Here is a 20,355-nt window from a genome sequence, read left to right as displayed (position 1 = left end):
TTTCAGCGCCCCTTGAAGGCTGGCGTGCGTTTGTTCATGAAGGCGTTCACGCCTTCGCGGTAGTCCTCGCTGCGCCCTGCCAGGCGCTGCAGGTCGCGCTCCAGCTCCAGCTGCGCCTCAAAACCATTGTCGAAACTGGCATTGAGGCTGCGCTTGATCAGTGTCAGGCCGTAGGTGGGCTGGGCGGCGAGGTGGCGGGCGAGGGTGAGGGCTTCATCACGCAGCGCTGCATCATCCACCACGCGGTAGATCAGCCCCCATTGCTCGGCCTGTTCGGCGCCAAGGCGCTCGCCCAGCATGGCCAGCGCCTTGGCCCGGGCCATGCCGACCAAGCGCGGCAGCAGCCAAGTACCGCCGGAGTCCGGCACCAGGCCGATCTTGCAGAAGGCCTGGATGAAACTGGCCGAGCGGGCGGCCAGCACCAGGTCGCAGGCCAAGGGAATGTTGGCACCGGCACCGGCCGCCACGCCGTTGACCGCACATATCACCGGCAAAGGCAGGTCGCGCAGGGTGCGCACCAGCGGGTTGTAGAACTTGTCGATCGACTGGCCCAGGTCTGGCATCTCGGCGCCTGGGGCAACGTTGCGGTCGGACAGGTCCTGGCCGGCGCAGAAGCCGCGGCCTTCAGCCGTCAGCAGCAGCACCCGCGCGTCACTGCTCTGGCGCACTTGTCTGAGCGCTTCGCGCACCTCCAGGTGCATGGCCGTATTGAAGCTGTTCAGCTGCTCGGGGCGGTTCAATGAAAGGAAGGCAACGCCGTCCTCGATGGAAAACAGGATGTGCTGGAAAGTCATGACAGACTCGCTCCGTCAGTCGAGAGAATGAAGTTCAGCGCCCTTGGAAGCGGGCCTGGCGCTTTTCCTGGAAGGCGCGGATGCCTTCATCGCGGTCGGCGGTGCCCGCCAGCAGGGTGAAGGCATGGCGCTCGAAGCGCAGGCCGCTGGCCAGGTCGGTATCACCGGCCTTCAGTAACGCCTCCTTGGCCAGGCGCACAGCCAGCGGCGCTTTGGCGGCGATGCTGCGGGCAACCTGCATGGCGCGTTCTACGGTGAGTTCGGGCTGGGTGATTTCGCTGACCAGGCCGGCCTGCTGGGCGCGGAGGGCAGTGATGGCTTCCCCCGTCAGCACCATCTGCATGGCCAACGGCTTACCGACGGCACGTAACAGGCGCTGGGTGCCGCCAGCACCGGGGATGATGCCAAGGTTGATTTCCGGCTGGCCGAAACGGGCGTCGGTACTGGCGATGACGATGTCGGCGCACATTGCCAGTTCGCAACCGCCACCCAGGGCATAGCCGTTGACTGCAGCAATCAGCGGTTTGGCGAATGCGGCGATGCTTTGCCAATGCGCTACGCGCGGGTCATTGAGGATGCCGACCAGGTCGCGATCGGCCATCTCGCGGATGTCGGCGCCTGCGGCGAATGCCTTGGCGCTGCCGGTAATCACTGTGGCACGGACATGCTCGTCGTTCCCGGCAGCCTGCAGCGCAGCGGCCAGTTCTGCCAGTAGCTCGGTGCACAGGGCATTCAAGGCCTCGGGCCGTTGCAGGGTAATGAGCTGAACGCCATGTTCGGGCGCCTGCACATATATATCGCGGCATCTCGGGTTCCTCTGGCTGCACGCACGGCACATCGCTTGGCCGGCATTTTTTGGAATTGTTTGCAGGGACGTAATGCGGGATCACGACCAGGTGTGGTCAGTATATGCTCTATGCGATACAATAATGCAAGGCGCAAAATGTTTTCGCGTATCTCTTTTTTACTTTTCTATGATCACAGCTCCAGTGCAATGCTTGCTGAAGAATCGTTTAACCTTTGCATTTTCTAGTACTTACAGCGGGTTTTTGCCTTGCAGCATTAATTCAACACAAGTGATACACGATTGACGACCAAACAGCATCTGATACAAGATCGACTGACATTCCAAATCATTTCGAGAGTGTTGCCATGCCTTGCTATCGACTGGACGGCCTGACGCCTGTGGTTCACCCGACAGCCTACGTGCACCCCAGCGCAGTCCTGATCGGTGACGTCATCGTCGGCCCCCGCTGCTACATTGGCCCGCTGGCATCGCTCAGGGGCGATTTCGGCCGCATCGTGCTGGAGGAGGGCGCCAACTTGCAGGACACCTGCGTGATGCATGGTTTCCCGGGGGGCGACACCGTAGTGGAACGTAACGGGCATGTCGGCCACGGCGCCGTGCTGCACGGCTGTCGCGTCGGCGAAGATTCATTGATCGGCATGAACGCCGTGGTGATGGATGGCGCCCATGTAGCACCTCGCTGCATCGTCGCGGCCACCGCCTTCGTCAAAGCTGGCTTCGAATGTGCGGCGCAGAGCCTGGTGATGGGGTCGCCAGCCCAGGTCAAACGCCCACTGAGCGAGCAGGAGCTGGCCTGGAAACAGCGCGGGACGGCGGAGTACCAGCACCTGGCGCAGCGCTGCATGAACAGCATGGTCGAATGCCCACCGCTGGCCGAGGCAGAGCCGGGGCGCCCGCGCATGGAAGACACCGGGGTCAGGCCCAAGGGCCAGGCAAGCGCATGAGCCTGGCAGCGACACGCAATGGCCAGGCGGCCCGCCGCACAGGTATAGTCGGTGCTTTATCCGCGCACAGTTCGCCCATGAGCAATCTCGCACCACTGAACCACTTGATCACCCGCTTTCAGGAGCAGACGCCAATCCGCGCCAGTTCCCTGATCATCACGTTGTACGGCGATGCCATCGAGCCGCACGGCGGTACAGTCTGGCTCGGTAGCCTGATCAACCTGCTGGAGCCGATCGGCATCAATGAACGGCTGATACGCACGTCGATCTTTCGCCTGACCAAAGAAGGTTGGCTCACTGCAGAAAAGGTGGGCCGACGCAGTTATTACAGCCTGACAGGCACTGGCCGTCGGCGTTTCGAAAAAGCCTTCAAGCGCGTCTATAGCCCGAGCCAGCCAGCCTGGGACGGGGCCTGGACACTGGTGTTGCTGTCGCAACTCGAGGCGGGTAAACGCAAGGCCGTGCGTGAGGAGCTAGAGTGGCAGGGGTTTGGTGTCATGGCGCCGAACCTGCTGGGTTGCCCACGGGCAGACCGTGCCGACCTGGTGGCCACGTTGCATGATCTTGAGGCGGGCGACGACAGTATCGTCTTCGAAACCCACACCCAAGAGGTACTCGCGTCCAAGGCGATGCGCGCCCAGGTGCGGGAAAGCTGGCGTATCGACGAACTGGGGCAGCAATACAGCGAGTTTATCCAACTGTTCAGGCCGCTGTGGCAAGGTTTGAAAGAGCAGCCGTTGCTGGATGCCCAAGATTGCTTCCTTGCGCGCACGCTGCTGATTCACGAGTACCGCCGCCTGCTGCTGCGCGACCCGCAACTACCCGACGAGCTGCTGCCAGGGGACTGGGAGGGAAGGGCTGCGCGACAGTTGTGCCGTAACCTCTACCGACTGGTGTTTGCCAAAGCCGAAGAATGGTTGAATGCAGCGCTGGAAACAGCAGATGGCCCATTGCCGGACGTGAGCGAGAGTTTTTACAAGCGTTTTGGCGGGTTGGCTTGAGGGGAGTGCTCGCCTCACAGCGCCGCGGCCAACATTCACGGCGTCGAGCAGGGTGCCTTCAGGGGCCCTTGGCCTCACATTCACCGCCACCTTGTTCGAGCGCCATGAGTGCAGGCATATCAAGAATTTCTACCAACCTGCCATGCAGGTCGACGATACCCAGCGCGCGCAGACGGGCGACGGATCGGCACACGGTTTCCAGGCGTAAACCCAGGTACGAAGCCATGTCTTCACGAGACATCCGCAACATGAAGCCATGGGCAGAGTAACCGCGGCTGACGAAGCGCCTGGAGAGCCCCACCAGGAAGCTGGCCAGCCGCTGTTCTGCAGTCAGGTTGCACAGCATCAGCACACGCCCGTGCTCACGCACGATCTCCCGGCTCATCAGGCGATTCAGGCTTTGCTGCAGGTCCGGAAACTCACGCGCCAGGGTTTGCAAGCGGCGATAGGGAACAGGGCAGACTTCGCTGTCTTCCAGGGCAATGGCGTCACAGACATGGTGCTCTGTGGCGATGGCATCGAGGCCGATTACATCGCCCGGCATCCAGAAGTTGATCACCACGCCTTGCCCCTCGGCGGTGTTCAGGCTGGTCTTGAAACTGCCGCAGCGTAAGGCATAGAGCATGGTCAGCGGATCGTTGGCATTGAACAGCGCGGCGCCCTTGCGAATGCGCATGCGTGGGCCTATCAACGCGCCCAGGCAGCTGTTTTCGTCAACTGGCAGGCCAGTGGGGAGGCACAGGCCGCTTACCCGGCAATCCATGCAGTGGTTCACCAGCGGTTTCAGGTGAATAGGGTTTGCCTTGGACAAAGGGTTGGGGGAGTCGAGCAGGGTGACCTTCAGCTGGCCAGGCATTTTCAGGCCTCCTTCGCATTACGGAGGCCCCTTTGGGCCCCCGTGCCATTACGCGCACCGAGCCCGACGGTAACCCCGGTATGGGGCGACCAATCAGCAAGCATGTCCCGCGAGTGGGGGGCATTGAGGCGGCTTGTAAGCCGTTCGACAAACCGCTCGGCTTCGGCAGCCGTACTGAAACCCACCCGCCAGTCATCCATGCGCACCCAACAGCGTCCCTGCTCAGTATTCTTCTCGACGTAAACGTTCATCAGGGCCTCCAAAGCATGTATCGGTAGACAATGCAGAATGAAGGCGTCCCTGCCGGCAGCGCAGGTGAAGCTCAGGGCGTTAACGCCATGGCACGCCTGCGGCGCCTGAGGTGAATGTTGATATGGCTACAGGGTGCGCCAGCGCAGTGTCGAGACATTGATCGGCGTCAAGTTCTTGCGCCATGGGCAATGCCATTGGTCGGTAGGTGCCTTGAGTTGATAAACATCAAGTTCGCAACGTGTAGCTGGCAGATGCTCTACCTACGTATCGCAACCTCAGAGGTGTGCCATGGAAACTCCGCAAAGACTGCTGCTGATCGCCTCCCCCCTGATGCGCCGAACCCCGGTCTATGACCGGGCTGCTGCGCTGGCCAAGGCCAAGGGAATGGCGCTGCACATCGTCGCTTTCGACTACGTGGAAGGGCTTGCCACGGCGGGCCTGGTGAATGACCAGGCGCTGGCAGTCATGCGCGAGGGTTACGTGCAGCAGCACCGTGAATGGCTGGAAACCCAGGCGTTGCCGATGCGGCGCAATGGTGTCACCGTCACAACCGAGGTGGTGTGGGTGCAGCAGCCCTTGAATGAGATCCTGATACACTTGCGTGAGCAACCGTTTGCCATGCTGATCAAAGAGCTCGAGCATGAGCCTTGGTGGATGCGCGCAATGTTCACTTCGCTGGATATCCAGTTGCTGCGCGAAACGCGAATACCCTTGCACCTGGTACACAAGGCCAGCCATGCGTTGCCACGCAGGGTTCTGGCGGCGGTGGACCTGTCCAGGCCGGAGGATCAGTTTGAAGGCTTCAACGACCAGATCATCAGCGAAGCGCTGAAGCTGACATTGCAGTGCAATGCCCAGATCGAGTTGCTGTACGCCTACGATTTGGGTTCCATGTACCTGGACGCCGGCGGCAGCCGGGAACATTCGTTCCTGTTCGATTCAAACGATGCCCAGACCTTGCATGACGCTCAAAGCGCTGCCTTCCAGGAGCTTGCCGAACGCAACGGCATCGCCGTCGAACACCGCCATATGCGCATAGGCGACCCGGCAAAGGCCCTGGCGATGTTCATGGATAACAATGATATCGACGTACTGGTCATGGGCAGTTATCACCACCGTGGCATCGGCTGGTTCATCGGCAGTACTGCCGAGCGCGTTATGCATCGGTTGTCCAGCAGTGTGCTGGTGATTTCTCCAGAGCGCTCCCAAGGCTGAAGCACAAGGCCCGCAAGGGCCTTGTCTTTTCAAGGCCGCAGGTCAAGTTCGTGCAGAATCTCGCTCACATCGCCGCCGGGGTAGCGGGAGGTGAAGCCCAGTGCCTTGACCAGCCGGTGCATCGCGTAGTTGCTGGCCAGGTCCCTGGAGACCATGCACTGAAAGCCATTGCGTCGTGCGGCTGCAATCAGGTGTTGCATCAGGCGCTTGCCCAACCCCTTGCGCTGCCAGTCTTCGCTGACCGCCACTGCACATTCGCAACGTTGACTGCCTGGTATGCCCGCATAGCGGCTGACGCCGATCTGTTGCAATTGACCGTCTACATGAACCAAGGCGACATAGGCCATGCGTTGGTGGTAGTCCACGGGCATGTCTTGCGTGTCCAAGCTAGGCAAGCCGCCGCTGAGTCCGGCAATGAAGCGAAAGCGCCGTGATTCATATGCGATTGTGCTCAGAAAACGCTTGTCCCGTTCGCGGTCCTCCTCGCGCAGTGGGCGGATCAGCACCGCCGAACCGTCCTTTAGGTTTTCGACCCAGTGTTCGCAGGTCTGTGGCTGTGCTGTCTGCTGCCCGTTCATGACGCCTCCCGTTGCCTGATCAGTGTCTGGTGCAGCTGTTTTAACGTGGCGGGCCGGTTCGGTTCTGACAATCATCAAGTTCAGGCTGGGTAGCGGTTTTCTGATCTGCATCAAGCAGCAGCGATCCTGCGCGCGGAATATCGTCAGCATCACACCCACTGACGAAAGCGCGGAGGTTCACCATGGGGCAATATCGACAATTGCTGGTGCTGCTGACCGAGGTCGATCCGCATTCCGCCGCTTTGCGCCGAGCCCTTGCCTTGGCGCAAGTCAGCGGCGCCAGCGTGCATGTGCTGGGCTTGTTCGAGCCAAGCGAGGAGCACCTTCTGCGCGAAGAGCGGCTGAACGAGGCCGATATCAAGCGCCAGTACCAGCATTATCGCGCTCAGTTGACGGGACTGGTCGAGCGGCATCGCGGCAGCGGTACAACGCTGACAGTCGACAGCCTGAATGCGGAGGATATCCGCAGCCAGGCGATCGATTACATCAGCGAACAGCAGCCCGATATGGTCATCAAGGACAGCGAAGCTGCGTCGGCCCTGGTGCGCATGTTCGGCACCCCACTGGATTGTGCGCTGATGCGAGGTTTCAAAGGCGTCAGCCATTTCGTGCCGGCGGCGGCCGTTTCATTGCCGCGGCGTGTGCTGGTCGCCGTGGATACTGCGTTCAGCGAGACGCCTGCCGTCCAGGCGTGCTTCAATCGTGGACTGATTCGTGCTGGCCAGGCGCTGGCGTTACAGTGTGACGCGCACCTGCATCTGCTATCGGCCTACAACCTGGCAGGGGTATTTGCCTCGGACATGAATGTCTCCCAGGCCTGGATCGACGAGATGCGCGAGGCACTGCAGGAGCCATTCGAAGCGCTGGCCGATGCCGAAGGCGTCGCGCCGGACCGCCGACATTTCATGGAAGGAGGCCCGGTACAGGTGATCCGGGAACAGGTCGCGTCCCTGGACATCGACGCGGTGGTGATGGGCGTGGTGCAGCCCAAAGGCCTGGACAAACTATTGGGAGACACCACCGAGCGTATCGTCAGCCGCCCACCGTGCAGCGTGCTCGCCGTTCATCCCCAAATAGCCGAAAGTTGGGAGCCTTGGCCATGCAACTGACATTTCTTGGCGGCACCGGCACCGTGACCGGCAGCAAATTCCTGTTGACCCGTGACAGCACGCGGGTATTGGTCGACTGCGGGCTCTTCCAGGGTTTCAAGCAACTGCGCCTGCGCAACTGGCAGCCGCTGCCCCCGGCGTTGCGGGCGCTTGATGCGGTGGTGCTGACCCACGCCCACCTTGACCACAGTGGTTATTTACCTGTGCTGGTTCGGGAAGGCTACCGCGGGCCGATCTACGCCACGCCGGCGACTTGCGCCTTGGCGGAAATCCTCTTGCTCGACAGTGCGCGGCTGCAGGAAGAGCAGGCCGAACATGCCAATCGCCACGGTTACTCCAAGCATGCGCCGGCGCAACCGCTCTATACCGAGCAGGATGCCAAACGTGCCCTGGCACTGTTTCGGCCCGTAGCGTTACACCAGGTGACCATGATCGCCGAGGGCATGGAGTTGCTGTTGCGTACCGCCGGACATATTCTGGGGGCGGCCACGGTCCAGATCAGCGCCGAAGGGCAGACCGTGCTGTTTTCGGGTGACCTCGGCCGCCCTCAGGATCCGATCATGCGTGCGCCTGAGCTGGTCAGGACGGCGGACGTGCTGTTGATCGAATCTACCTATGGCGATCGCCAGCATCCCGCCGAATCGACCGAGCAGTACCTTGCCAAGGTCATCAACGAAACGCTCCTGCGTCATGGCATTACCCTCGTACCCTCGTTCGCCGTTGGCCGCGCCCAACTGCTCATGTATTACCTGTACACGCTCAAGCGCGACCGGCTGATCCCTGATATCCCGATCTACCTGAACAGTCCGATGGCCACCGACGCCACCGCCCTGTACCAGCAGTACCGCAGTGAGCATCGGCTGACCGCAGCCGAGTGCGCCGCCATGTGCAGAGGCACGCACATCGTCCGGACGGTCGATGAGTCCAGGCACCTGGACCAGCTGCGCGAGCCCGCAGTGATCATCGCCGCCAGCGGCATGGCGACCGGCGGACGGGTGCTTCACCACCTGAAGGCACTGGCCCCAAACCCGCGCAACAGCATTCTGTTCTCCGGCTTTCAAGCCGGGGGGACGCGGGGTGCCGATATCGTCGCGGGCGCCCACAGTGTGCGGTTGCACGGCGAGGATGTGCCTATCCGTGCACAGGTGCATGCGATGGAGAATCTTTCTGCGCACGCCGATGCTGATGAAATCATGGAATGGTTGCGCGGGTTCACCCGGCCACCCCGTCAGACCTATGTGATTCATGGCGAGCCACACGCTGCCGACACCTTGCGGCGGCGGATCAGCCTCGAACTCGGCTGGCAAGTGTGCGTGCCTGAATATCAGGAAACGGTTGCCATTGACCCTGTTCGCTAGAGGCTGTTTTCCACGCAACATCACCGAGTATCAAGGCTTTTCATACAGCCCAGGCTGGCACGGGAGGTATTCATGAACACACAAGCTAGGGCGAAACTCAGAGCGTGGTTGCATCGCCCCAAGGGCAGCCTGGGTTGGATCGTAGCGATCCTTGTGTTACTGCTCGCCGCATCGGCCTACCGCGGGCTGAGCCCGACCTGGCGCCTGCCCCTGCACAATCCGGTCGTGATGCTGGCCTTGCTGACCTTGAGCGTGGCGCTAGGCTGGGCGGTGCAGCGGGGCGTGAAGCGCACCGTTGGCAAAGCCATTTTCAACGGCCAGGAGACAGGCTGGCAGGCCAGACTGGCGTTCCTTCGCTCAGTGGCTCGGGAATCGAACATCCTGCTGGTGGTGCTGTTGTGCCTGGCCCTGCTGGGCACAGGCACCTTTTGGCTGGCAGGGCGCTCAGTGACGCAGATCGTGGCGAACTGCGAGGCCAACCTGCAGGCTCAAGTGGATATACCCGAAGATGAAAAACTCACCGCGCTTCTCGGCAAACCGGTGTGCACGTGCCTGGCGCAGACCTTCATGGAGCGCAACGGGGTGCTGCGCATGGCCTTGTTCGAAACCCCCATGCAGGAAGTGAGCGGCTTGAAGGTGCTCACCGCGGATGATGAGCAGCGCTGTCTTGAACAGTTCGACCTGCTGCCCGAGGAGCCCCAGGCAACCGCGCCTTGAGCCGGCCCGCCTGTGGGTGCCCTGGTGCTGGACGCCGCAGCCGGACGACTGAACCGCCGCTATTTGGCTTTCCAGTACTTCTGCATTTCCAGGAAGAGAAACGAAGCGGTCCAGGTGATCAGCACCAGGCCGGTCAATGCCTGCAGGCCGGTCAGGTATTTCAGGTGCCCGCTCGGGGTGATGTCGCCGAAACCGATGGTGGTATAGGTGGTGAAGGAAAAGTACACGCAGTCCAGGAAACTCCCGTCGAAATTGCCGCTGAGTGTGCCCCAGCCGTCGGCATGGGCCATCAGGTAATACACCAGGGCAAAGCACCAGACCTCAATGGCATGGGCCAGCAGTGCGCCGAACACACCCGCCACGATGCGAAACCGGCTCCAGAGCTTCAGGCGGGGTAGCCAGTCATTCAGGCGCAACAAGCATTCGTAGTGAATGATCACCACCAGGATCACGACCAGCATGTTGATCAGCGTGACAGTGAGCATCGCCTGCACTCTTGCCCTGATGGGCGGTTCATTTCAAGTTGTCGACCAACGCATGGATGGTAGCTCATTGGCCTGCGGCAGCAACGGTAGGATTTCTTCACTAGCAGGTGCAAAGTGGCACCTGGGGGGCATTGATATTTATCAAGAACGAACCAGCACCTGCTTCGATAATGACATCGCATGCAACCCAGGCAACGCGCCGGGAGGTACCCATGACGCCGTATCGCCGGATTCTGCTTATCATGACCGAGGCCCAAGCCAATGCCGCGCTGTCCCGGGCCATGGCCTTGTCTGCGGCGTCCGGTGCGAGTTTGCATGTACTGGGCATCCATGAATCTGGTGTACTGCGCCTGCCTCACGAATTGCAGGAAGCCCCACTTCATTCGGCCTCGTTCATGCATTTCAGTACCGAACTCAAAGCACTGCTGGATGAGCAGTCATTCGTTGGGGCTCGGCCAGGTTTCGAGGCAGTTGAAACCTCCAATCCGCGTGATCAGCTGCCAGCGTGCATTGCCCGCTACGCACCTGATTTGGTGATCAAGGGCTGCCCGGGTCACTCCCTGCTCGAGCAGATCGCTCGGACCTCGCTCGACCAGGCGCTGCTGCATGGGAGTGAGACGCCATTGTTGTTCGTACCGGCGGATGCCCCAGCCATCCCCCAGAACATTCTGGTCGCAGTGGATGTCGCCAACCCGTCGCCACACAACGACGCCCTCAACCATGCCCTGGTCGCGGCAGGTCAGCAACTGGCGACTCAATGCAAGGGGCAGTTGCACCTGCTCTCGGCTTACGACCTGCCCATCGCCATGCTGGCCAACCCTGACCTTGCCGGCCCTTGGGTAAACCAATTACGCGAGTCACTGCAGCTGCCTTTCGATGCGTTGGCCGATGCACATGGCATCGCCCACACGCACCGGCATTTCAGCGAAGGTGCGCCCCTGCGCGTGATCAAGTCCTACATCGCCACGCTGAAAATTGATGCAGTGGTGGTCGGCACCGTGCAGCCCAGGCATTGGGCCAAGGTGATCGGCGATACCACCGAGCGGCTTGTCAGCCATGCACCGTGCAGCATCCTGACGATCAGGTCTGCGCCCGCCAGCTGACTTCATTAAGATGGCATCTTTTTTGTCTCTGATTCGACAATGGAGCGCTGAGATGTTTGTTGATATGGCTGCCTTCACGCCGTGGTCGGTATTGGCAGGCGGGGCATTGATCGGTTTGGCCGCTGGGCTGTTCGCCGTTGCGAACGGGCGCATCGCGGGCATCAGCGGTTTGCTCGGTTCGATGCTGCAAAGTGGCGGGGAAGGGCGAGGCGAAAAAGTGTGCTTTTTGCTGGGACTCCTTGCCGCGCCACTTTCCTGGCAACTGTTCTCAGAAATGCCTCCCGTTCATTTCAGTGTGGCGCCTTGGCTGCTTATGGTCTCGGGAATTCTGGTAGGCCTCGGTACCCGCTAGGGCAGTGGCTGCACCAGTGGCCATGGCGTTTGTGGCTTGTCACGCCTGTCGCCTCGCTCTGCAGTGGCGACGCTGTGCTTCATGGCAGCAGGTTTTGCCACGGTCTTCGTGGTCAGGCATATACTTTCAGGAGCATGAAATGAAGCGGATCAGTGGCTTTATCGCAGGGTTGCTGTTCGGCATGGGAATATTGCTATCCGGCATGGCAAACCCCGCCAAGGTGCTGGGGTTTCTCGACATTGCCGGGCAGTGGGACCCGTCGCTGGGACTGGTCATGGTGGGTGCGATAGGTGCCGCACTGTTGCCGATGACTTGGGCGCGACGTCATACCACGGCCTTGCTGGGAAGTAAGATACAGCTGCCTGCCAGGCGCGACATCGACCGTCGACTCGTCGGGGGGAGCCTGGTTTTCGGCATAGGCTGGGGGCTTGCCGGCGTATGTCCGGGGCCGGTGCTGGTGTTACTCGCCGGGGGGTACTGGCAAGCCTGGCTATTCGTGCTCGCGATGCTTGCCGGTATGGGAGTGTTTAATGTTGCGGAAGCGTTTCGCAGCCGTCATCAGGGCAGGGTTTGACGGTAAACAATTGAGTTCTGATCGATATCAGAATAAGGCACTTACTGAGTGTAACTCTACTAAATGAATATTTAGCGTAGTTATTCCTTGTGCTCATATTATAAGGGCAGGGTAGTTCATCTGTTGAGCTAGGGGTAGCTGATGCGTTATCGCTAACGCCACGTTTGCACGCTAGCGTTCAAGAATGAGCTACCTCCGGCGGCAGTCACCACCAACGATCACCATTTAATGACTCACTTTCCAGGCTGGATGCTTGAAAGCGCCCGTTACTACCTTAAGGTCGCTGAGCTTCTAGACGCCCAAAAACTCCCGCATGTCGCCATGATCAATGCAGCGATCGGTATGGAAATCCTGCTGAAAAGCTTTATTTCCGTGCCAGATCAGCACGAAGGTACGTCCGGCGAAACCTATAAGCTTGATGTCGAAGCACTCAAAACGGCTCACCAATACCTGCAGTCAATCGGCAGGATTCCACCCAAACAAAAGCGTGACGCTCACGATCTGCTGACACTGTTTCACGCGATGCCTGCAGCTATTCGCGAGAGCCTGGCCCTGAACAGCCAGGAACACTCATTCGAGCGGTATCGCGATGTGTTCACCAACAGCCGGTATCAGTACGAGTCGGCCAGCTGGAAATTTGCCGATCCAGTGCTGATGGGGTTGCTGCGGTGGACGTTGGCCAACGTGGTTGGTTACTACAAGTGTGACGCTCAGTTAAAAATGAAACTTCCCTCGGCACCCTCTAGCTTAGGGCTTTCAGCGAGGTCATCAACTAAAAATGATTGTTTCTCTGCGTCAAATGCCGCATTTGATCATTTCTCAAACTTAAGCGCTCCAGCCCAGTAATCATAAGGCATCCACTGATGCTAGCCGATCACTTATAAATGATCATTTTATAACCTATTGATAGAGCTAAAATTTTTATCTGAATTTTTAGATGCTCCATTCGCGAATGATCATTTTTAGTTGGTCTCCAATCCCCAGCCAGGATCTACTCTATGGCAAAATCCCACATTCGTTACAGCTTCAGGTAGCTGAAAGCTCTGTTTTCGCATAGTTTGCTTGATTTTTTTTCATGCATGCCACTGCTTTGCATTAGCGACGCTCTCGTTAATGAATCAAATGCCCTATTTTCATATAATAGATATAAATTGACAAGTTTGAAATTTTCTTTTGAAAACCACTACTTATCTGGTGGCCTAAAACTTGCTTAAGGCTAAGTGGCTTTTTTAGGCGTCAATACTCATTATTTGTTTAGAGCTGCATTGGAGTGATGCTCTTTTTTGACGTGTGCTCGCAAATCGGTTTAACTTCGACAAAATTTCAAGTGCTGAGAATTTGAATGAAAAGATTTGTGAACAAGGGAAGTCTCGTCAAACATTCAGAGAACGCATACCGTGTCATAGAAGTATCCAAGGATGGCTCTGTCACTCTGGAGAATCTGGATGCGGGGAATACTTTCAGTGTTCCATTTACAGAAGTTTCCCTGCTTGAGACAGAAGGTGCACGTGAGGAATACATCACCGACCGCCGACTTGCTTGGCTTGAACAATCAAAAAGCAATCCAGTGGAAATGCAAGTAGCAATAACTCGTGCAGAGTGCATCGATCGATTGCTCTCAGGTAAAATCTCCCGTGCGAATTTGTTATTAGAGCTTGAAATATCCGTACCTACTTTGACACGCCTTCTTAGACGATATGATCCTGAGTTGGGTGCAGTCTCTTTGATGCGAAACGTTCGCGGTAGAAAAGCTGCAACTCGCATGCTGAGTCCTCTTCATGAACAAATCATTGAGGATGGGATAAAGCGATATCTCAATAAGACCAAAAAACTTTGCACTTTTACTGAGATGTATGAATATGTAGAATCAAAATGCGTTGTGAATGGCCTAAAGCCTCCAAGTCCGAATACAATAAAAAATCGGTTGGAGTCTTTTGGTGATCGCGCAATTTATTCTATAAGGCGTGGCCGTGAGGCGATGCTGCAGAAGTTTGAAATGAAACCAGGGTCTATAGATGTCGAAACTATTCTATCTATGGTGCAAGTCGATCATACAAAAGTCGACGTAATCATCAGGGACTCGAACGGCTTGCCGCTAATGCGGCCTTGGCTGACTGTAGTCATAGATCTTAAAAGCCGGATTGTTTTGGGCTATTACTTAGCGCTGCATCCTCCAAGCGCATTGAGTGTCGCCATGGCGTTGTTGTCTGCCTGTTACCCAAAAAGCGAGCAGCCGATGATGATGGGGGGAGGGATAGGAACATTGCATCGTTTTTGGGGTACTCCAGTCGCAGTGGGTACTGATAACGCTGCAGAGTTTACTTCGGACGAGTTTGCAGCCGCTTTAGGACTCTACGATATAGAGTTGCTACTGAGGCCGATTGGTAAAAAGCATTACGGTGGACATGTCGAACGGCTCATTGGTACATTGATGGGTAAAGTGCATATGCTGCCAGGGACTACCTATTCAAATGTCTTAACTAAAGCAGATTATGACTCTGCTAAAGAGTCGGCGCTGACATATCAGCAACTTTGCAAGTGGTTTGCGGATCAGGTAGCTATATATCATGGGCGTGCTCACGAAGGTTTGGGGCGTCGATCTCCTAGTGAAGTGTGGGATGAAGAGATGGCGAAACTAGGGCCACAGTATATTCAGCCTATACCAGGTGATTTTCGAACTTTTGCTTTAGATTTTTTTCCGTCTTTTACGAGGACTGTGCAGACGAAAGGGGTTGAGTTTAAAGGGGACTTCTACGTTTCATCTGTAATCCGAAGGTTAGTAGGGCAGCGCCTAACCTTCAAATACAACCCTCTAAATCTCGGGAAGATCTGGCTTCGCTTAGAGGGCAGGTATTATGAGATACCGTATTCAGATATAACCAAGCAGCCTATATCTTTGAGCGAGTATTATGCTAGTAACAGATCAGGCAAACGTCGCCGTGGAGAGCTTATCGACCCAACGCTTCACGAACTTAGGCTTCAGGCTCACGATGATATTGATAATGCTGTGGCAGAAGCTAAGCGCGTCAGACAGCACATTGCAAAAAAAGCTCACGGCGTGGGAATAACGGCTCTACTAGAAAATAAGTCGTTTGATGATTCCGGGCTCAAACCACTTGCTGCTGATCAGGCCCGTAAAAAACTTGACTGGAAGGGGTAAATTTATGCCGTTCGAACATATACATGAAAGCCGCCGTTTCGCAATGGAATTGTCTGATCAGGAACGTATGGACTTCATACGGAAAGACGTACTAATTTCCACGGAGCACCTGAGGAACGTCAAGCTGATTGCCTACAACATGATTCATATCCCAAGAGGATGCATGGAGGCACCTTGCCTTGTAGTAACGGCTGGCAGCAATTACGGAAAGTCTACCATTTGTAACGAAATCAGAGGTTTGAACGAGGATTGGTGTCGTAAGATTCGTTATGTGAATTTTGTACGGGACACAAGAAATGTTCGAGTCCGACCGCGGCCCGGCGAGAAGCTGATGATTGCATTGGGTTTGGATCCTGGTAAGACGGGATTAGACATTGGAATGGTAATGGAATACTGCCTCGCAAATGATGTCAGGGCAATTTTTATGGATGAGTTCCAAGACTCTATTCTGCAACTTTCCAATCAGGAGCAGTTGGCCTTCTTGTCAATGCTGCGAGGTATGTGTGGCCCGCCCACATATATGAGCTTTTTTGTATTTGGTGTGGGTGAGGCTCTAAATGCCTTGCAGTTCGACCCACAGTACGTCCGTCGGTTTGAGAAGTATGAAGTGACACCATGGCAGCAGGTAGATTCAGAATACCTCAATTTCCTCGATACTTGGGAGAGCATTATGCCCTTAGCAATGCCCTCTCGATTGTCCTCTGCGGAACTCAGCAGCGCGATTTACAAAAAAACGGAAGGAGTCGTCGGTCGCATTTGCGACCTACTCAAAGCAGCAGGAGCTTATGCTATTTCGTCTGGAATTGAGAAGATTACAATTGAGGTTTTGGAAAGGGCGGGCAAATCGAAATGGCTCCAAGAAATTCCAGCTAACCAAAAATGAGAGTTTTCCGGTGCCCGTTACAGAGACAAGCTAGACTTTCGGTAACAAGAGCTCTCCTAGATAAGGATCTGATTTTATTGCGAGGGGCGCCACTGTCTGGGAAGAGCATAGTCTTGTCTGTGTTGTTTTCGTCGATGAACGATCCGAAGTGCCTATGGCCGATAGTGATTCGGTCACCGCATGTGCATGTAGGTAAATCGTTAAGGCTTGCATTTGCTCATGCATTAGGCTTGCCAAGCTCTGTTGTGTGCTCTTCACCTAGAGCGCTAAATAGTGTACTACACGAACTCAACAGTAAAGACGCTGCGGTAGTGCTCGCTATTGACGATATTGATATATTTTTTTTAGGGGCCGCAAAAGTATACCAAGATGCTTGTGATTTTATATTTTATCTCTCCAAAAGACTCTCCCGCTTAAAAATTGTGGGGACTTTTTCTCGGTTCGAAAAAATCAGAAGCATCGCTAAAGACCTGAGGATGGAGAATCATTGCGTGCTTGAGTTGCAGTGCTGGCCGGCTACCACTGAATTTTGTGATTTTGTAAAATATGTGGGAAAAAATTTTGGACTCAGTGAGCATCAGGTTTCCGACAAGGCTTTTTTGCAAGCCCTGTTTGAGTCAACGCGCGGAGCGACTGGTGCCATTTTGACAACCATCAAGATATTAGTCATGAGTGGAGTGTTTGAAGGCGGGGAAGTTGCAAGCCCCGTTCACCTTGGGCAGCTTTGGAGGTTCTGATTCTTGGATATTGTTGATAACCATAAAATAGTTATAGGCGAGACCATTCTCTCTTGGGTGTATAGAGGCCTATCGTTGGGCTGCCTCAGAAATCCACACTTATTCCGTGCTGCCATTCAAAAGGCAGTCAAATCTGAGTATTGCGAATCAGGCGAGGTTTCAAAGTGGCCAATGCATTTAGATTCAGACATAGAATTTGATGCATCAAGCGAGTTGGCGTGCCTTTATTCTGAAATCTACAATGTATCCATCGATGTCATTCGAATCTATTTTGGGGGTGACAAACTACCCTTGACAAACTTACTCTATAGGAGTAATTCATGTGAAGACTGTCTATCTCACAGCTTTATGGCAGTTAGGTTTCCAGTGTGGAAGATAAATTGGTGTTACCTCACTTCTGCATATTGTCCAATTCACCTTAAAGCCCTCCGGTCACCATTCACTCAACCACCTGTCGAAAGTCGTATGTGGAATTGCTATCTACATACTTTGCAATTGGGACTTAACCCGGTAAATTATGAAGAAAAACGATTGGCCCTCTTGGTGGTGAAGGCTCAGTCATGGGTGCAAAGACGTATTGTAAACCACCCCGGAGAATCTGACGTGTTACATACTCTTTATGGGCTATTTTTGAGTAGACGTACGTTATACGCAGTTGAGGGGGTCGCCGCATCAGGTTTTGCTCATCCCCCCAGATCACCCTGCCGCACGCATCTAGATGTCCTCGACCGGATAGATTATGGGATGCACTCTGCCAATGGCACTCAGCGGGGTGGAGCGCTTCTTATGATGGGGTGGCTTTTAGAGCTGTTCCCAACGACTGACATTAACGGTGCAATTCGAAGTAATCGCATGGTAAGGCGTGCATTACCTAGAAGCCCTCGCATGCTCGGCTTTTTAGCTGCGCGCATATTTATTTCACGAGAAGAGGGTGAGTTAGTCGCAAAAAAACTGCAACCGCTAAAAAACTATAATATTAGGAGCATCTGTGATTTTTTAGATTCACTTAACGCCGGCGTGAAGTCTCTGAGATGACCGCTTATGGACGGCGGTGGTTAGGTCACTCAATCTTACTGTTTCGCCAAATTCGACCAACAGTTGTCTGGTGGATGCCTAGTTTTCTCGCAACCTCACTCTGACTTAAACCCTGATCACGATAGATCAATGCTTCTTGGGTGATTTTATCAGGAAGGCTCCTTCCTGCCTTTTCTCCGACAAGCTCACCCTCCGAGAAATGTTTTGGCATGCCGGCAACGATGCCCAGCGCATCAAGCTGCTGAATCTCCTTTTTCAGTGCCGCACGACGCTCCCCAATGGACAACTGTTCGTCGTAGCTTGATGCCACCATCAACAAAGCTATCGGATCGAAGGATAGGGCTTCAGCAATGCTGCCTAGCATCTCCAATGTAACGCCGGTTTTGGCGTTTTCCAGTCGCTGAAGGTGGCGAGGCTCAATCTTGGTCTTGATCTTTGCATACAGCTGATCACGAGACATCCCGCGGCTGGCGCGCGCGAGACGCAGCACTGCTGCGAGGGCTTCCCTCGATACCATGTCAAATCCCCAAAAGTGAGGATAAGGCCATATTGATCCTATGCACGCCATGACATATAGTTCATGGCGCGCATAGGATGGCCACCTTGGGTCTCGCAACCCGCGTGGAGTCTAAGGCTAGCGCTAGCGGCCTCCAGCCAACGAATGGCAAAAAATGACGATCATGGTCGGAAGTATGGCCTTCAGTGACCGTTGCGTGTGGACTATCCCGTCGTAGGGAGTTCCCCCTCATGCGACCAGCAATGCTAGGAAGAAATGTGTTTTTGACGAAGAGCGATGAGCTCCAAGGGAGATTCAGGATTGAGGACTCAGAAGTCCTGTTCTGGAAATCCATCAACCTGAGCCGCTGCACGTATGTGTTTCTGGTCGAAGGGGTAGGCTTCGATGCAGGTGCCCTTGGCCCTACATCACAGCTTGTGTGTGACGTATCAACGATCAAGTCACTCTGGGAAAACGGATCAGCGGAGCTCCTGAACGTGCACAGGGTGTACGTGATTCCTCCACTGGCCCTACGCAAGACCGGTTGCTACATGGAGCCGCTTTCTGAGATCCGAATCAGCGGTGGTAGCGAGAGGTCTCCTGTCTATGAGTTCGTCACAGACACAGGTCATGTTTTCAGCAGCGACGAGGTCTGACGATGGCTGTAACGCTGGAAGAGGTTAGTGAGTTTTTCTACGGGCAAGGGAAGGTTGTCTCGGGATGGGAGGGTGACGATGGCGAGCTGATAGAGCTCGCTCAGGCGTATCACCCGGGTAAGCCGTATTGCTTGGTGCGTAAGTGGATCGTTGCCGACCTGCAACTGTCACAGGCAGAGCTGGAACGATTGAAATCTGAGGCGGTACAGCCTTTGGTGCTTTTTGCTCATGAAGTTGTCCGAGACAGTCGCAATCGATTTGCCCCTGGGCACTGGGTGCGCAGCAACTTTGGAATCTCGCACCGCCAGCCATGCATGTTCGAAACCAGGAGCACGGTTTACCTTCTGCTAGGTGATGGTTGCAGGAAGCGCGCTACCCTCGACACGGTTTTTTCACTGCGTCCCTAGCTCAATCCGAGAGCTAGCCCGACTTCCCTTCGGAGAAGCCTTGGAGAAGCGATCCATACAATGCCGCTCGGAGCGTGAGAGAGCTGATGAAGGTTTTGGTGTATTCAGATTTGCATTTGGAATTTCGGGGCTTCGAGTCACCCCAAGTCGACGCCGATCTGGTGGTGCTCGCTGGAGACATTTCAGTGCGCGGTCAGGGCGTGACCTGGGCGAACCAGACTTTCGCTTGCCCGGTCATCTACGTCCCCGGGAACCACGAATACTACAAAGGCGGACACCTGGATCGTACGCTCGCCAAGATGAAGGTGGCTGCGGAGGAGCATGTGCATGTCCTCGAAAACGAATGCCTGGTCATTGGTGACACCCGATTTTTGGTGACTACCGCTTGGACAGACTTCACCTCAACCGGCGATTACAAAACTGCAATTTACGAGTGTTGGGAGTGGATGAATGACTTCAGGGTTATCCGGAGCGGGGAGGGTTTCAGGAAGCTTCGCCCCGTCGATCTCATCGCCCGGAACATTACCGCTCGCGAGTTTCTTGCCACAGAGCTCGCTAAGGACTTCGAGGGAAAGACGGTTGTGGTTACTCACCACTGCCCGATTCAAGAGATAGCAGGTGATGGACACGTGGGCCATCTCGGTGCTGCGTATTTCAACCAGTGGAATGGCTTAGTTTCGCAGGCTGATGCCTGGATCTTCGGTCATACCCATCACGCGGTCGACACGGTCATTTCCGGCTGCCGACTCGTATCGAACCCTCGAGGCTATCCGGGCGAGCGCACCGGTTTCTCGCCGGATTTCACCATCGAGATTTGAATTGCCGTAGGGCGTTG

The 20,355-nt window shown here is 55.8% G+C and carries 20 protein-coding genes and 2 pseudogenes; 16 read left to right on the top strand and 6 right to left on the bottom strand.

Annotation, left to right across the window (positions count from 1 at the left end; all coding sequences use genetic code 11):
* Positions 1-2: 2 nt before the first annotated feature.
* Both paaG and paaF read right to left on the bottom strand, forming a co-directional pair.
* Positions 3-794: a 2-(1,2-epoxy-1,2-dihydrophenyl)acetyl-CoA isomerase PaaG gene (gene paaG, locus LU682_RS14070; protein WP_010954162.1), complete on the bottom strand. Its 792-nt coding sequence runs from the start codon at positions 792-794 to the stop codon at positions 3-5.
* A 34-nt stretch (positions 795-828) separates the two neighbouring features.
* Positions 829-1,600 (bottom strand): annotated as a pseudogene (gene paaF / locus LU682_RS14065) (2,3-dehydroadipyl-CoA hydratase PaaF).
* A gap of 346 nt (positions 1,601-1,946) precedes the next feature.
* On the opposite strand from paaF, the gene paaY reads away from it, so the two are divergent.
* Together paaY and paaX are read left to right on the top strand one after the other, a co-directional pair.
* Positions 1,947-2,546: a phenylacetic acid degradation protein PaaY gene (gene paaY / locus LU682_RS14060; protein WP_010954164.1), complete on the top strand. Its 600-nt coding sequence runs from the start codon at positions 1,947-1,949 to the stop codon at positions 2,544-2,546.
* 77 nt (positions 2,547-2,623) lie between these two features.
* Positions 2,624-3,547 carry a phenylacetic acid degradation operon negative regulatory protein PaaX gene (paaX, locus tag LU682_RS14055; protein ID WP_010954165.1) on the top strand — a complete coding sequence of 308 codons (924 nt, stop codon included), beginning with the start codon at positions 2,624-2,626 and terminating at the stop codon, positions 3,545-3,547.
* 58 nt (positions 3,548-3,605) lie between these two features.
* Here paaX and fnrC read toward each other — a convergent pair whose 3' ends face one another.
* A complete protein-coding gene (gene fnrC / locus LU682_RS14050; RefSeq protein ID WP_010954166.1) occupies positions 3,606-4,403 on the bottom strand; it encodes a Crp/Fnr family transcriptional regulator FnrC in 798 nt (265 codons plus the stop codon).
* Between the two features lie 540 nt (positions 4,404-4,943).
* On the opposite strand from fnrC, the gene LU682_RS14045 reads away from it, so the two are divergent.
* A complete protein-coding gene (locus tag LU682_RS14045) occupies positions 4,944-5,870 on the top strand; it encodes a universal stress protein (protein WP_010954167.1) in 927 nt (308 codons plus the stop codon).
* Between the two features lie 29 nt (positions 5,871-5,899).
* Here LU682_RS14045 and LU682_RS14040 read toward each other — a convergent pair whose 3' ends face one another.
* Positions 5,900-6,448, bottom strand: a complete 549-nt coding sequence (locus tag LU682_RS14040; protein ID WP_010954168.1) for a GNAT family N-acetyltransferase — start codon at positions 6,446-6,448, stop codon at positions 5,900-5,902.
* Between the two features lie 182 nt (positions 6,449-6,630).
* Between LU682_RS14040 and LU682_RS14035 the strand changes: the two genes are divergently transcribed.
* The 3 genes from LU682_RS14035 (at position 6,631) to LU682_RS14025 (ending at position 9,632) form a co-directional block, all read left to right on the top strand.
* Positions 6,631-7,557 (top strand): universal stress protein, encoded by a 927-nt coding sequence (locus tag LU682_RS14035; RefSeq protein ID WP_010954169.1) that lies wholly within the window; start codon positions 6,631-6,633, stop codon positions 7,555-7,557.
* On the top strand, positions 7,548-8,915 hold the full coding sequence (locus LU682_RS14030; protein WP_010954170.1) for an MBL fold metallo-hydrolase RNA specificity domain-containing protein: 1,368 nt from the start codon (positions 7,548-7,550) through the stop codon (positions 8,913-8,915). The genes LU682_RS14035 and LU682_RS14030 overlap by 10 nt, the downstream gene beginning before the upstream one ends.
* Before the next feature lie 72 nt (positions 8,916-8,987).
* Positions 8,988-9,632 (top strand): hypothetical protein, encoded by a 645-nt coding sequence (locus LU682_RS14025; RefSeq protein WP_010954171.1) that lies wholly within the window; start codon positions 8,988-8,990, stop codon positions 9,630-9,632.
* A 59-nt stretch (positions 9,633-9,691) separates the two neighbouring features.
* Here LU682_RS14025 and LU682_RS14020 read toward each other — a convergent pair whose 3' ends face one another.
* Positions 9,692-10,117, bottom strand: coding sequence for a potassium channel family protein (locus tag LU682_RS14020; RefSeq protein ID WP_010954172.1), 426 nt, complete (start codon positions 10,115-10,117; stop codon positions 9,692-9,694).
* Between the two features lie 212 nt (positions 10,118-10,329).
* Between LU682_RS14020 and LU682_RS14015 the strand changes: the two genes are divergently transcribed.
* The 7 genes and pseudogenes from LU682_RS14015 to LU682_RS13985 all read left to right on the top strand — a co-directional run bounded on the left by LU682_RS14015 (position 10,330) and on the right by LU682_RS13985 (position 16,926).
* Positions 10,330-11,220: a universal stress protein gene (locus tag LU682_RS14015; RefSeq protein ID WP_010954173.1), complete on the top strand. Its 891-nt coding sequence runs from the start codon at positions 10,330-10,332 to the stop codon at positions 11,218-11,220.
* A 52-nt stretch (positions 11,221-11,272) separates the two neighbouring features.
* A pseudogene (locus LU682_RS14010) lies at positions 11,273-11,710 on the top strand (YeeE/YedE family protein).
* 1 nt (position 11,711) lies between these two features.
* On the top strand, positions 11,712-12,146 hold the full coding sequence (locus LU682_RS14005) for a DUF6691 family protein (protein WP_049587864.1): 435 nt from the start codon (positions 11,712-11,714) through the stop codon (positions 12,144-12,146).
* A gap of 228 nt (positions 12,147-12,374) precedes the next feature.
* Complete coding sequence (locus tag LU682_RS14000) at positions 12,375-12,992, top strand: hypothetical protein (RefSeq protein ID WP_232856747.1); 618 nt, start codon at positions 12,375-12,377, stop codon at positions 12,990-12,992.
* A 496-nt stretch (positions 12,993-13,488) separates the two neighbouring features.
* Positions 13,489-15,306: a TnsB C-terminal domain-containing protein gene (locus LU682_RS13995; RefSeq protein WP_181097958.1), complete on the top strand. Its 1,818-nt coding sequence runs from the start codon at positions 13,489-13,491 to the stop codon at positions 15,304-15,306.
* Positions 15,307-15,310: 4 nt separating this feature from the next.
* Complete coding sequence (locus LU682_RS13990; RefSeq protein ID WP_181097959.1) at positions 15,311-16,189, top strand: TniB family NTP-binding protein; 879 nt, start codon at positions 15,311-15,313, stop codon at positions 16,187-16,189.
* 311 nt (positions 16,190-16,500) lie between these two features.
* Positions 16,501-16,926: a hypothetical protein gene (locus LU682_RS13985; RefSeq protein WP_181126940.1), complete on the top strand. Its 426-nt coding sequence runs from the start codon at positions 16,501-16,503 to the stop codon at positions 16,924-16,926.
* A 1,060-nt stretch (positions 16,927-17,986) separates the two neighbouring features.
* Here LU682_RS13985 and LU682_RS13980 read toward each other — a convergent pair.
* Positions 17,987-18,478 (bottom strand): helix-turn-helix domain-containing protein, encoded by a 492-nt coding sequence (locus LU682_RS13980; protein WP_181097961.1) that lies wholly within the window; start codon positions 18,476-18,478, stop codon positions 17,987-17,989.
* A 230-nt stretch (positions 18,479-18,708) separates the two neighbouring features.
* Between LU682_RS13980 and LU682_RS13975 the strand changes: the two genes are divergently transcribed.
* From LU682_RS13975 to LU682_RS13965, 3 genes are all read left to right on the top strand, one after another.
* Positions 18,709-19,113: a hypothetical protein gene (locus LU682_RS13975; protein WP_232106902.1), complete on the top strand. Its 405-nt coding sequence runs from the start codon at positions 18,709-18,711 to the stop codon at positions 19,111-19,113.
* Between the two features lie 2 nt (positions 19,114-19,115).
* Positions 19,116-19,520, top strand: coding sequence for a DUF6957 family protein (locus tag LU682_RS13970; protein ID WP_181097962.1), 405 nt, complete (start codon positions 19,116-19,118; stop codon positions 19,518-19,520).
* An 86-nt stretch (positions 19,521-19,606) separates the two neighbouring features.
* Positions 19,607-20,338 carry a metallophosphoesterase gene (locus tag LU682_RS13965; protein WP_181097963.1) on the top strand — a complete coding sequence of 244 codons (732 nt, stop codon included), beginning with the start codon at positions 19,607-19,609 and terminating at the stop codon, positions 20,336-20,338.
* The last annotated feature ends 17 nt before the right edge of the window (positions 20,339-20,355 follow it).

It is taken from the genome of Pseudomonas alloputida (assembly GCF_021283545.2).
Classification (GTDB): Bacteria; Pseudomonadota; Gammaproteobacteria; order Pseudomonadales; family Pseudomonadaceae; genus Aquipseudomonas; species Aquipseudomonas alloputida.
This window is presented reverse-complemented; position numbering and strand designations above follow the sequence as displayed.